13 protein-coding genes are annotated in these 12,844 nt (G+C 62.3%); 4 read left to right on the top strand and 9 right to left on the bottom strand.

Annotated elements, in window-relative coordinates:
• Positions 1-41 precede the first annotated feature (41 nt).
• The gene (locus BM438_RS19530; protein ID WP_093636331.1) at positions 42-872 is read right to left on the bottom strand and encodes a glycosyltransferase; all 831 of its coding nucleotides are present in this window, start codon (positions 870-872) and stop codon (positions 42-44) included.
• Entirely contained in the window at positions 869-2,131 is a 1,263-nt protein-coding gene (locus BM438_RS19525) for an oligosaccharide flippase family protein (RefSeq protein WP_093636329.1), read from the bottom strand. Before BM438_RS19525 ends, BM438_RS19530 begins: the two co-directional genes overlap by 4 nt.
• A gap of 304 nt (positions 2,132-2,435) precedes the next feature.
• Here BM438_RS19525 and BM438_RS19520 point away from each other — a divergent pair, with 304 nt between their 5' ends.
• The 4 genes from BM438_RS19520 to waaA all read left to right on the top strand — a co-directional run bounded on the left by BM438_RS19520 (position 2,436) and on the right by waaA (position 7,333).
• The gene (locus BM438_RS19520; RefSeq protein WP_093636327.1) at positions 2,436-3,830 is read left to right on the top strand and encodes a phosphomannomutase/phosphoglucomutase; all 1,395 of its coding nucleotides are present in this window, start codon (positions 2,436-2,438) and stop codon (positions 3,828-3,830) included.
• A 162-nt stretch (positions 3,831-3,992) separates the two neighbouring features.
• Complete coding sequence (gene waaC, locus BM438_RS19515; protein ID WP_093636325.1) at positions 3,993-4,994, top strand: lipopolysaccharide heptosyltransferase I; 1,002 nt, start codon at positions 3,993-3,995, stop codon at positions 4,992-4,994.
• A gap of 61 nt (positions 4,995-5,055) precedes the next feature.
• Positions 5,056-5,940, top strand: coding sequence for a Kdo hydroxylase KdoO (kdoO, locus tag BM438_RS19510; protein ID WP_093636322.1), 885 nt, complete (start codon positions 5,056-5,058; stop codon positions 5,938-5,940).
• Between the two features lie 76 nt (positions 5,941-6,016).
• On the top strand, positions 6,017-7,333 hold the full coding sequence (gene waaA, locus BM438_RS19505) for a lipid IV(A) 3-deoxy-D-manno-octulosonic acid transferase (RefSeq protein WP_093636320.1): 1,317 nt from the start codon (positions 6,017-6,019) through the stop codon (positions 7,331-7,333).
• Between the two features lie 55 nt (positions 7,334-7,388).
• Here the strand turns inward: waaA and ureG are convergent, their stop codons facing one another.
• From ureG to BM438_RS19470, 7 genes are all read right to left on the bottom strand, one after another.
• The gene (gene ureG, locus BM438_RS19500; RefSeq protein WP_093636318.1) at positions 7,389-8,042 is read right to left on the bottom strand and encodes an urease accessory protein UreG; all 654 of its coding nucleotides are present in this window, start codon (positions 8,040-8,042) and stop codon (positions 7,389-7,391) included.
• A gap of 11 nt (positions 8,043-8,053) precedes the next feature.
• Positions 8,054-8,734, bottom strand: coding sequence for an urease accessory protein UreF (locus BM438_RS19495; RefSeq protein ID WP_093636316.1), 681 nt, complete (start codon positions 8,732-8,734; stop codon positions 8,054-8,056).
• Positions 8,721-9,401: an urease accessory protein UreE gene (ureE, locus tag BM438_RS19490; protein ID WP_093636314.1), complete on the bottom strand. Its 681-nt coding sequence runs from the start codon at positions 9,399-9,401 to the stop codon at positions 8,721-8,723. The genes BM438_RS19495 and ureE overlap by 14 nt, the downstream gene beginning before the upstream one ends.
• 3 nt (positions 9,402-9,404) lie before the next feature.
• The gene (gene ureC, locus BM438_RS19485) at positions 9,405-11,111 is read right to left on the bottom strand and encodes an urease subunit alpha (RefSeq protein ID WP_093636312.1); all 1,707 of its coding nucleotides are present in this window, start codon (positions 11,109-11,111) and stop codon (positions 9,405-9,407) included.
• Between the two features lie 55 nt (positions 11,112-11,166).
• Positions 11,167-11,472 carry an urease subunit beta gene (locus BM438_RS19480; protein ID WP_093636309.1) on the bottom strand — a complete coding sequence of 102 codons (306 nt, stop codon included), beginning with the start codon at positions 11,470-11,472 and terminating at the stop codon, positions 11,167-11,169.
• A 17-nt stretch (positions 11,473-11,489) separates the two neighbouring features.
• Entirely contained in the window at positions 11,490-11,792 is a 303-nt protein-coding gene (gene ureA / locus BM438_RS19475; RefSeq protein WP_054041799.1) for an urease subunit gamma, read from the bottom strand.
• Positions 11,793-11,964: 172 nt separating this feature from the next.
• Positions 11,965-12,768, bottom strand: a complete 804-nt coding sequence (locus tag BM438_RS19470) for a transporter substrate-binding domain-containing protein (protein WP_093636307.1) — start codon at positions 12,766-12,768, stop codon at positions 11,965-11,967.
• Between the last annotated feature and the right edge of the window lie 76 nt (positions 12,769-12,844).

Raw genomic sequence — 12,844 nt, 5'->3', positions numbered from 1 at the left:
GCTCGACGGTGAATGACAGGGTGAATGACGGCGTAACGGAATCAGTGGCCCGCACGTGGCGCGAGCAGCGTGCGTTTGACCCGCTGCAAGGCGCGGTAAGGCGTCACGAAGTGCAGCAGATTTTTGGCGAGACCCAGCCAGTCGTACAGGTTGGTGACGTTGAAGTAGCGCAGTTGCAGTCGCAGCGTCGAGCTGACCTGGCGGCGCCGTTTGGTCGCGCTGATGCCGCCTTCGTTCAGCTCGTAGTAGAGCCCGAGTTCCGGAAGATTCGCGCAGTCGTAGCGTGCCATCAGGCGCAGGAACAGATCGAGGTCTTCGGCGGAAGGATAGGCCGCGCGATAGTTGCCGACCGCGCGAACCGCGTCAATGCGTAGCATCATCGAAGGATGCGCGAGGCATGAGCGGAAGAAGCGCAGACGCCGGATCTCGTTCGGTTCCGCTGGCGGCGTCAGCATGAAAAGCGGCTTGCCTTCACGCGTGACGACCTGCGTCCACATGCCGAGCCCCGCCACTTGCTGATGCAACTCCATGAACACACGTTGTTTGGCGAGGCGCTGCGGCACGCTGCGGTCGCCCGCGTCGATGCGCGCTGCGTAGCGAAAGCCGCGCTGCGCAAGGGCGTCGATGCCGGTTTGCAGCGCGCGCTCGATGCCGCCGTTCTGCGGCATGCGCAGCACTTCGATCTTCATGTTGGGGATTGCCGGCGCGACGATCGGCGGCGTGCTGCCGTCGTCGACGATCAATACGTGGATCAGCGCGCTTTCGCTGAAGGAGGCCAGCGTGAGATCGACGTCGGCCTGGCCGTTGTACGCGGGCATCAGAACGGCGACGTCGTCGAGAGACATTTGCGCGGCGGCGGATGAATTCGTCATGGGCGCAATTTGAAACGAATGTAATAAAGATTAACTGACGCGGCGGCGAGATAACCGGCTGCGAGACCCACCAGCGCACCGTAGGCGCCAAGCCGCGGAATCGCCAGCAGATTGACCACGAACGCAACAGCCAGCGCCAGCAGCCACTTCGAGAGCAACACGAATTTGGCCTGATATTTCAGCACGATCAGATTGCCGATCGCTTCAATGCCGGCCGGCACGGAAAGCCACACGGCCCAGCGGAAAATCTCGATGGCGCCTTCAAAGTCCGGCCCGAACACGCGGCGGATGATGACCCCCGCCAGCAGATCCAGCACGATCGCGCCGCTCACCATCAGCGCGGCGGTCATGGCGGTGAGCCGCCACACGTTGCGGCGCAATTGCGCGGCGTCCTGCACGCGGTAGACGAAGGCGGGCGCAATCGTCTGCGCAAGCATCAGCGCGAGCGTGATCCAGTTTTCGTTCAGCTGCTGTGCGGCGGAATAGCGCCCGAGGTCGGCGAAGGAAATCGCCCGCTCGAGCATCAGTCTGTCCAGTTTCAGGAACAGATACATACAGATCAGCCCGATCCAGAACACCGTGCCTGCGGTCGCGAAGTGCTTGAACAGCGAACGGTCGACGTGCCAGCCGAGCTTGCCGCCATGCCGGCGGGTGTAATAGATCAGGAGAACCGCGCCAATGAGCGCCGATTCCGCGGCCCACAGCCAGCCGAAGCGCGCGGGCGTTGCTATCGCGCGCAGCATCAGATAGACGACGCCGGCCTTCAGCACCGCGGTGCTCATGCTGGTGAGCAACTGCGGCTTGCTGTACGTCATGCTTTGCAGCCACGCATTGATCACGCCGACGAACGGTTCGCGAAACAGCATCGTGACCGCAAGGCCGGCGAGCATGGCGCCCACCAGCGGGTCGAAGAAGTGCAATGCGATGCCGAGCCACGTGAGCAGCAGGGCCGCGACGGAAACCGAGAAGCGCAGCGCAAAGGCACTGCCGAGCACCGTACCCAGCTGAGTTGGCGGCCGGCTGACGATGGTGGGAACCAGAATTTCCGCCCCGCACACCCAGGTAATCGGCGACAGCACCAGCAGCAGCGTGTTCGCGTACTGCCATTTGCCGAAGGTGTCAGGCCCGAAGTAGCGCGCCAGCATGCCGCTGATCGCGATCGCCACGCCGATCTGCGTGAGCCGCTCCAGCCCGAGCCAGACGATGTTGGTGAAGGCGCGGGTGACGTCGGGATTGGCGAAGCGTTTGAGCGTCAGCATCCGGTCGACACTCGCCTATGCGGTTGCACGCGTGGTAGGTGTTGCAGGTGTTGTGCGGGTGACGCAACGTGCGCCAGGGCGCAATGTGTAACAGCCCACTTGGCCGACTGTCGCGGCAACATTGCAAAAGCAGGGCGTCTAAGCATTAGAATGGGCGTCTATTAGGGCATGTCCGGAAGGCGCAATTATAAGTTGGAACCGGATCGCTTCCGGCAAGGGCGCATCGCTCGGTTTAGCAGGTAGTTTTACCGATCCCTCGGCTATACGCCGGTCAAAATTTTCCATTGCACGCAAGTGAGCCATCATGATCTCCAAATCTATTTTCAAGGCATATGACATTCGCGGTGTGATCGGCAAGACGCTCGACACTGATGCAGCGCGTTCGATCGGTCTCGCTTTTGGCAGCGAAGTGCGGGCGCAAGGCGGCGACGCCGTGGTGGTGGCGCGTGACGGCCGCCTGTCGGGTCCCGATCTGATCCAGGCGCTATCGGACGGTCTGCGTGCGGCGGGCGTCGACGTGGTCAACGTCGGCATGGTGCCGACCCCGGTCGGCTACTTCGCGGCCAGCGTGCCGTTGCAGCTCGACGGCGGCGAGCGCCGCGTCGATTCGTGCATCGTCGTGACGGGTAGCCACAATCCGCCTGACTACAACGGCTTCAAGATGGTCCTGCGCGGCGCGGCCATTTACGGCGAACAGATCCTCGCGCTGCATCAGCGCATCGTCGACGAAAACTTTTCTGCAGGCAGCGGCACGTACACCGAGTACGACATCGCCGACGCCTATCTGGATCGCATCACCAGCGACGTCAAACTTGCGCGCCCGATCAAGATCGTGGTCGACACCGGCAACGGTGTGGCAGGTGGCCTCGCGCCGAAGCTCTTCAAGAAGCTCGGCTGTGAACTGGTTGAACTGTTCACCGAAATCGACGGCAACTTCCCGAACCATCACCCGGATCCGGCTCACCCGGAAAACCTCCAGGACGTGATCCGCGCGCTGAAGGAAACGGATGCAGAAATCGGTTTCGCCTTCGACGGCGACGGCGACCGTCTTGGCGTCGTCACCAAAGACGGCCAGATCATTTATCCGGACCGCCAGTTGATGCTGTTCGCCGAAGAAGTGCTGTCGCGCAACAAGGGCGCGCAGATCATTTACGACGTGAAGTGCACGCGCAATCTGGGCAAGTGGATCAAGGAGAAGGGCGGCGAACCGCTGATGTGGAAAACCGGCCACTCGCTGGTCAAGGCGAAGCTGCGCGAAACCGGTGCGCCGCTGGCAGGCGAAATGAGCGGCCACGTGTTCTTCAAGGACCGCTGGTACGGTTTCGACGACGGCCTGTACACGGGCGCGCGTCTTCTGGAAATCCTCACGCGTGTGGCGGATCCGAGCAAGCTGCTGAACTCGCTGCCGAACTCGAATTCCACGCCGGAACTGCAATTGAAGCTCGAAGAAGGTGAAAACTTCGAGCTGATCGCGCGTTTGCAGCAAAACGCGAAGTTCACCGGCGCGGACGATGTGGTGAAGATCGACGGCTTGCGTGTCGAGTACCCGGACGGCTTCGGTCTGGCGCGTTCGTCGAACACCACGCCGGTGGTGGTCATGCGTTTCGAAGCCGATAGCGACGCAGCGCTTAAGCGCATCCAGGAAGACTTCCGCCGTGTGATCATGGCCGAGAAGCCGGACGCGAAGCTGCCGTTCTAAAAGCTCCAGCGGCGGCGCGGTTCTTCGTGAACCGCGGTTGCAGTCGAACGCGGCGCGGGTTTCAGTTACCGCGCCGCGTTTTTTCATGCCATTTACCCATGTCGCGATAGAATTGCCGTCCTTTCACAGCATCTTCGGGCCGGATAGCCGGTTTTCCCACACTTGAGCGTGCAAAAGATACTAATCGTGAGGGTGTCGTCATTGGGCGACGTCGTTCACAACATGCCGGTGATCGCCGACATCCGACGCCGCCATCCCGAGGCCCAGATCGACTGGCTCGTCGAGGAAAGCTTCGTGGGGCTCGTGGAGCTCGTCAGCGGCGTGCGGCGGGCGATTCCCGTGTCGCTGCGGCGCTGGCGCAAGCGCATCCTCTCGGTCGACAATTGGCGCGAGATCGGCGCGTTTCGCCGCGCGCTCGCCGCCGAGAACTACGACCTTGTAATCGACTGCCAGGGGCTCATCAAGACCGCGTGGGTCGCGAGCATGGCGCGCGGGCCGCTGGTCGGCCTCGCGAACCGTACCGACGGCGCGGGCTACGAATGGCCGGTGCGCTTCTTCTACGACAAGCGCGTGCCGATCGAGCCGCGCACCCATGTGGTCGAGCGCACGCGCCAGCTGGTGGCCGCCGCGCTGGACGACCCGCGGCCGCAACCCACCGACGACATCGACTTCGGCATCGACACCGGGCGCGCGGCGCTGGCGTTGTCGGAAGCGAATCTGAATCTGCCGGTGCCTTACGTGGTGTTCGTGCACGCCACCTCGCGCGCCGACAAGCAGTGGCCCGACACCGCCTGGATCGAGCTTGGGCAGTCTTTGGTGCGGCGCGGCGCGTCGATCGTGCTGCCGTGGGGCAGCGAGGAAGAACGCGTCACCAGCGAGCGTCTGGCGAAGGAATTCGGCGGTGCGGCGATCGTGCCGCCCAAGCTCTCGTTGCCGGCGGTGGTCGGCCTGATCGAAGGCGCCGCCGCGACAGTCGGCGTTGACACAGGTCTAGTTCACATTGCGGCGGCGCTGAAGCGTCCGACGGTCGAGTTGTACAATTTCGCCACCGCGTGGCGCACCGGCGGTTACTGGTCGCCGAATGTCGTCAATCTCGGCACCGCTGGCAAGCCGCCCACGCTGCAAGAGGTCAAGTCCGCGCTGGCCGGATTCGGCCTGCTCTAATGTCGTAACGCTGTAATGCGGTGTGCTTCGCCTTACGCTCCATCCGTTTTTAAGGGCGACCATGAACGAAACCCAGATCATCGAAGTAGCGAACGCCGACTGGCACGGACGCAATCTGTCCGTGCCGCGCGAGACGCTGCTGGCCGGCGTCGAACTCGGCAAGGTGCTGTATTTCCCGAATCTGCGCTTTGCCATCGAAGGCGGCGAACAGGCCTTGCTCGATCCTGCATTGGCCGATCCGAATCGCAAGAACATCAGTCTTGAGCCGAATGGCGGCGCGCTGCATGGGGTGGCCGGTGATGCGGTCACGCAATCGGCAGTGCGCGCGTTGATCGCGCGTTATCAGGCCAATGCGCGCACGCTGGTCGATGGACTCTTTCCCGAATACAACAGTAAATTGCGCGTCGCGCCGACCAGCCTGCGGCTGCATCAGGTGGAAGGGCGCGAGACGTCCTGGCGTAAGGACGATAGCCGTCTGCATGTCGATGCCTTTCCGTCGCGGCCGAATTACGGCGAGCGCATTCTGCGCGTGTTCACCAACGTGAATCCGCATGGCGCGCCGCGCGTGTGGCGAGTCGGCGAACCGTTCGAGGATATGGCTAAGCGCTTCCTGCCGCGCATCAAACCGCAGATGCCGGGTTCGGCGTGGCTGCTGAACCTGCTGCATGTGACCAAATCGCCGCGCAGCGAATACGACCATTTGATGCTGAATCTGCACGACGGCATGAAGGCCGATCTCGAGTATCAGAAGTCGAGCCCGCAGGAGACCATGCCGTTTCCGCCGGGTAGCGTCTGGGTGTGTTTCTCCGACCAGACTTCGCATGCGGTGATGTCCGGCCAGTTCATGCTGGAGCAGACCTTCTTCCTGCCGGTCAAGGCGATGGCGCAGCCGGACTGCGCGCCGCTCGGCATTCTCGAGCGCCTGAAGGGCAGGGCTCTCGTTTGAGCGCCGCTGTCTGTTTCGATCGCGCGGTGAAACGCGCGCTTGCTTTCGGGTTCGCGCTCGAGCGTGCGGAGTCCCGATGCTGAGGGCGATTTATAACGCGCTCTGGTGGATCGTCGCGCCGCTCGCCGTGCTGCGCTTGCTGATCCGTTCGCGCAAGGAGCGTGGCTATCGTGAGCATATCGCCGAGCGGTTCGGTTACTCGCGCGGCCGGTTGCCGGAAGACAATGCGCCGTTGATCTGGGTGCATGCGGTGTCGGTGGGCGAGACGCGTGCCGCGCAACCGTTGATCGATGCGTTGATGAAGGCGCGTCCCGACGCGCGAATTCTTTTGACGCATATGACGCCGAGTGGCCGTGCCACCGGTGAGCAGATTTTCGGCGACCGTGTGTTGCGCAGTTATCTGCCGTACGACATGCCGCATGCGGTGCGGCGGTTTTTGCGGGCGTGGCGGCCGTCGCTTGGTTTGGTGATGGAAACTGAGGTGTGGCCCACGCTGATCGACGAATGTCGTCGCGCGGATGTGCCGTTGGTGCTCACCAATGCGCGGATGTCGGCACGCTCGTATAAGCGTGCGGCCAAGTTCGGTCATGCGACCAAAGGCGTGTTCGGTGGGTTTGCGCGTGTGCTGGCGCAGAGTCCTTCGGATGCGGAGCGGCTTACTGCACTTGGTGCACGTAATGTCGCGGTGCTTGGCAATCTGAAGTTCGATATGAGCACGCCGCCGGAACTGGCGGCGCGTGGCCATGCGTGGCGTGCGGCGATCGGCACGCGGCCGGTGTGGGTCGCGGCGAGTACGCGTGAAGGCGAAGAGGAACTGGTGCTGCAGGCGTTCGCGGCGCTGGGTATCGAGGATGCGCTGTTGATCCTGGTGCCGCGGCATCCGCAACGGTTTAATGAAGTGGCGGGGCTGGTCGAGAAGGCCGGTTTGCGTCTTGAGCGGCGTTCGACTTGGGCGCCTGCTGCGACGGTGGCGTCGGGTGCTGCTTCAGCTGTAGGCGGTGGTGTGCCTGCTTTGCCTTCTAACGTCAACGTGCTGCTTGGCGATTCGATGGGCGAGTTGGGCGCTTACTATGCGGCTTCGGATCTGGCGTTTATCGGTGGGAGTTTGCTGCCGTTGGGCGGGCAGAATCTGATTGAGGCATGCGCGGTTGGGGTGCCGGTGCTGATCGGGCCGCATGTATTCAACTTCACTCAAGCGACGGCGGATGCGGTTGCGGCGGGTGCGGCGGTGCAGGTGCAGGATCCGGCTGATCTGGCGCGAGCGCTGCGTGAGCTCTTCGGCGATAAGGCGAGGCGGCTCGCGATGGGCGGCGCGGCTTCGGCGTTTGCCGCGCGCCATCGTGGCGCGACGGCGCGGACTGTTGATGTGTTGATGGCGGTGTTGCCGGAGTGAGGGAATGGGCGCTGAAGCGCCCTGACTTCAAAGCTTTGAAGCGCGCCTCTCGGGTTTAGACCTTCAACAGCCCCTTCTTCTCGATAAATTTCACCACCACATCCAATCCGTCGAGCGCCTTCAGATTGCACATCACGAAGGGACGCTCGCCGCGCATCTTCTTCGCGTCTGAAGCCATTACCTCCAGGTTTGCGCCGACCATCGGTGCGAGATCGGTCTTGTTGATCACCAGCAGATCCGACTTCGTAATGCCTGGGCCACCTTTGCGCGGAATCTTTTCGCCGCCAGCTACGTCGATCACGTAGATCGTCAGGTCCGACAGTTCCGGGCTGAAGGTTGCCGCGAGGTTGTCACCGCCCGATTCGATGAACACGATGTCCGCATCGGGAAAGCGCGTCAACATGCGATCGACGGCTTCGAGGTTGATCGACGCGTCTTCGCGAATCGCCGTGTGCGGACAGCCACCCGTTTCCACGCCCATGATCCGTTCGGCCGGCAACGCGCCCGCTACGGTCAACAGACGCTGATCTTCTTTCGTATAGATGTCGTTGGTGATCGCGACGAGGTCGTACTGTTCGCGCATCGCCTTGCAGAGCATTTCGAGCAGCGTGGTCTTGCCCGAGCCGACGGGGCCGCCGACGCCCACGCGCAGCGGCGGCAGTTTCTTCGTGCGGACAGACGAGTGAGCGGGGTGATGAGGTGCGTTCATGATGGATCTTTTTAAGAGCGAAAGAGCCGCGAATACTGCGACTCGTGACGCGCCGACAGAATGCCCAATTGCGGCGCGAAGGTGTTGATGTTGTCGGGTGAAGTGGCCAAGGCTCGTGTGACGGCGGCGTCGATCGGCTCGCGTAATGCGACGATGATGCGTTGACCCGCGAGTTGACCGAGCGGCACCGCCTTCAATGCGGCAGCGGCCTGGTTTTCTACCCAGCTGAATGCGTAGGCGGCAAGAGCGGCGTCAGGCGCTGCGTCGTGGGCGAACGCGGCGAAGGCGAAGGCCGTGGGCTGAGCTAAGGGCTTGAGCGATGCCAGCGTCATACGTCGGTCTGCGCCGCCCCATTCGAGCGACACGCACAATTGTCGCAGCGACCAGCCCATCTGTTCCGTTTCGCGTCTGAGTTCTGCGGACTCGCGGCTTGCCAGGAATTCGCTGTTTGCTTCGCGCAAGCCATCTGCGTCGTGCGCGCGCCAGCGTTCCATTTGATGTGCGAGAAACGGCAGTTCGCCACGCGCGAGCACGTCGGTTAAGCCGCTTGCGATCCAGTCGCGTGCGGAATCCGCATCGGTGATGAGTTGCGCTTCGATCGCGGCTTCGAGACCCTGCGAGTAGCTGAACGCGCCGATCGGTAATGCCGGCGACGCGAGATGCAGCAGCGCTGTGAGTTCAGCGATGCGCATGGTGATGATGCCCGTGGCCGCACGATTCGTCGTGGACGTGATCGTCGTCTTTGGGATCGTGCGAATGGTCGTGGCCGTGGTCATGCGAGTGACCGTGCGCATGGCTGAGGCCATGATCATGATCCGAGTGATCATGTCCATGCTCATGCCCATGATGCTCGCCGAACACCTGCTGAGCTAACGCATAGTCTTCAGCAAAGGTCTCATCGTGACCATGCTTGTGACCACCGCCGTACGCGCCAGATTCCGGCTGGAACGGCATCGACACCTGATCCACGCTTGCGCCGATGCGCTTCAGCATATCGGCCAGCACCGGATCATATTCAAGCTTCAGATAATCCGCACCGACTTCGACCGGTGTATGACGATTGCCGAGGTGATAAGCGGCGCGCGTCAGAGTCAGCGCATCTTTCGCGCGGACAACCAACACGGCTTCGGGAGCAGCGACTACGCGCACCAAACCACCATCATCAGCGACCAGAACATCGCCGTCGCGCAGCACCGTGCCGCGCGGCAACAGCAGCGCGACCTCCTCACCGTTATCCAGCGTTGCCGCGAGACGACTCTTCCGGCGGTCATCAAAAGCAAGCGTCAAAGTCGGCGCGCGCTTCACCAGAACAGGTGCGAGCTTCAAATGCGGCGCAATCAGTTTGTCGAGAGTGCGCATGGTTTAGAACAGGAAGTAACGCTGCGCCATCGGCAGCACGGTGGCCGGTTCGCAGGTCAGCAACTGACCATCAGCGATAACCTGATACGTCTCAGGATCGACGCTGATCGCCGGACGCCACGCGTTGTGAATCATGTCCGCCTTCGTAATCTTGCGGCAGTTCTTCACAGCAACGATACGCTTGTTCAGACCATAACGTTCGCCGACACCCGCATCCGCAGCCAACTGCGAAACGAAGGTCAGTGAAGTACGTCCCAGCGCACCACCACGCGTCGCGAACATCTCGCGATAGTGGACCGGCTGCGGCGTCGGGATCGACGCGTTCGGGTCGCCCATCTGCGCCATCGCGATCATGCCGCCCTTCAGAATCAGCGACGGCTTGATGCCGAAAAACGCCGGCTCCCAGAACACCAGATCGGCCCACTTGCCCGGCTCGATCGAGCCGACTTCATGCGAGATGCCATGCGTGATGGCCGGGTTGATCGTGTACTTGGCGACATAACGCTTCGCACGGAAATTGTCGTGCCGCGCGTTATCTTCAGGCAGCGCGCCGCGTTGCACTTTCATCTTGTGCGCGGTCTGCCACGTGCGGATGATCACTTCGCCCACGCGCCCCATCGCCTGCGAATCCGACGACAGCATCGACAACGCGCCGAGGTCATGCAGGATGTCTTCGGCAGCAATGGTTTCGCGACGAATGCGCGACTCGGCAAACGCGATATCTTCCGCGATCGACGGGTCCAGGTGGTGGCACACCATCAGCATGTCGAGATGCTCTTCGAGCGTGTTGACGGTGTACGGGCGCGTCGGATTGGTGGAGGAGGGCAGCACATTCGCTTCGCCGCACACCTTGATGATGTCCGGTGCGTGGCCGCCGCCTGCGCCTTCTGTGTGATACGTGTGGATCGTGCGGCCCTTGAACGCGGCCACGGTCGCTTCCACAAAACCCGCTTCGTTCAGCGTATCCGTGTGGATTGCGACCTGCGTGTCGGTATCGTCGGCGACGGAAAGACAGTTGTCGATCGCAGCAGGCGTCGTGCCCCAGTCTTCGTGCAGCTTCAAACCGATCGCGCCCGCAGCGATCTGCTCCAAAGCAGGCTGCGGCTGACTCACATTGCCCTTGCCGAGAAAGCCGAGATTCATCGGGTAACCATCGGCCGCTTGCAGCATGCGTTCGAGATGCCACGGACCCGGCGTGCACGTCGTCGCGTTCGTGCCCGTTGCCGGACCCGTGCCGCCGCCGAGCATTGTCGTTACACCGCTCGCGAGTGCTTCTTCGATTTGCTGCGGGCTAATGAAGTGGATGTGCGTATCGATGCCACCCGCCGTCACGATCAGGCCTTCACCCGCGATCACTTCAGTAGACGCGCCGATCGCGATCGTCACGTTCGGTTGAATGTCGGGATTGCCCGCTTTGCCGATCGCGGCAATGCGGCCGTTCTTGATACCAATGTCGGCCTTGACGATGCCCCAGTGATCGAGAATCACAGCATTCGTCACGACAGTATCGACTACGTCGGCATGCACGCGTTGCGACTGGCCCATGCCGTCGCGAATCACTTTGCCGCCGCCGAATTTCACTTCTTCGCCGTAAGTCGTGAAGTCGCGTTCGACTTCGATCAGCAACTCGGTGTCGGCGAGGCGCACGCGGTCGCCGGTGGTGGGGCCGAACATTTCCGCGTATGCGCGGCGGCCGATGCGTAATGTCATGGTGTGGGTCCGGAAATGAGCAGGGTGGTCAAAGCAAGCGTGCGCGGGTCGCGCATCAGAGCTTGCCCATCACCTTGCCGTTGAAGCCGTAGACGACGCGGTCGCCCGCCAGTTCGACCAGTTCGACGGTGCGTTCCTGGCCGGGCTCGAAGCGCACGGCGGTGCCTGCCGCGATGTTGAGACGGAAGCCGCGCGCCGCTTCACGATCGAAGGAGAGCGCCTCGTTCACTTCATAGAAGTGGTAGTGCGAGCCGATCTGCACCGGACGGTCGCCGGTATTCGACACGACCACCGTGACGGTGGCGCGGCCCGCGTTGAGTTCGTGTTCGCCGTCGTCGACGAGGAGTTCGCCGGGAATCATGGGGCTGCCTTGCGTGATTAGGGGATCGGGTGATGAACGGTGACGAGCTTGGTGCCGTCGGGAAAGGTGGCTTCGACCTGGATGTCGGGGATCATTTCCGGCACGCCTTCCATCACGTCGGCGCGCGTCAGCAGCGTGGTGCCGTAGTGCATGACCTCGGCGACCGTTTTGCCGTCACGGGCCGCTTCCATCAGCGCGGCGGTGATGAAAGCGATCGCTTCGGGGTAGTTCAGTTTGAGGCCGCGAGCACGGCGCCGTTCGGCGAGCAGCGCGGCGGTGAAGATCAGCAGCTTGTCCTTCTCGCGAGGTGTCAGCTTCATCGGATATCAGGTTGGGTTACGCCTGTCCCAGCGAGGACAGGCGTTGGATGCGATCGGGGTCGCACTTCTTTGCGCGCCGTCGCGGCCGCATCGAAATGCGACGCGAAACAAACCGCGACAAGCTTACTGCCAGATCAGCTTACAAAGATATCAAGCTGAATTAACGACCCGCTTACAGACTGGTCGGCAAGGGCGCGCCGAACCACTTCTTCGACATCGTGTTGAGCGTGCCGTCCGCCTTCGCTTGGGCGATGGCGGCGTTGACCTTCGCCTGCAGCCGGCTTTCATTCTTGTTCATGCCGACGAAACATGGTGAATCCTTTATAACGAACTTAGGTTCCGGACGGCGCGGCGGATTCTTCGCATTGATCGCGGCGGCGACGATATTGCCGGCAGCGATCAACTGCACCTGGCCCGAGAGAAACGCGGCGATGGTCGCGTTGTTATCTTCGAAGCGTTTGATGGTCGCGTTTGGCGCCATTTGCGTGAGGCCGATTTCTTCGAGCGCGCCGCGCGTGGCGCCGACCGTCTTGCCGGTGAGATCAGCGGGGCCGGTGACCTTGATGTCGGCGGGACCGAACACGCCTTGGTAGTACGGCGCATAGGCCGTCGAAAAGTCGATGACCTTGTCGCGCTCAGGCGTTTTGCCGAGCGACGAAATCACCAGATCGACCTTACCCGTTTGCAGATACGGAATGCGATTCGCGCTATTCACCGGCACGAGTTCGAGCTTCACGTTCATTGACTTCGCGAGCATCGCGGCGGTATCGATGTCATAGCCTTGCGGCTTCATATCCGCGCCGACCGAGCCGAACGGCGGATAGTCTTCGGGAACTGCGACTTTCAGCACGCCGGCTTTGGTGATGTTGTCGAGCGTATCCGCGTGGGCGGCGGGCGCATTGATGGCGAGGACGGGCGAGAGCAGCAGTGCGGCGAGCCAGGCGCGACGCGCAGGGCGAAGGGTCGATCGGGTCATGTTGTGCGAGCGGTGGTGGCGGGTGGTCGGCTGCCGTCAGGACGTGGCAGCATCGTGGGAGCTTTCGATGCAAGGT

This window comes from Paraburkholderia aspalathi, from assembly GCF_900116445.1.
GTDB classification, from domain to species: Bacteria; Pseudomonadota; Gammaproteobacteria; order Burkholderiales; family Burkholderiaceae; genus Paraburkholderia; species Paraburkholderia aspalathi.
Note: the sequence above shows the minus strand (reverse complement) of the source record. Positions and strands in the feature narration are given on the sequence as shown.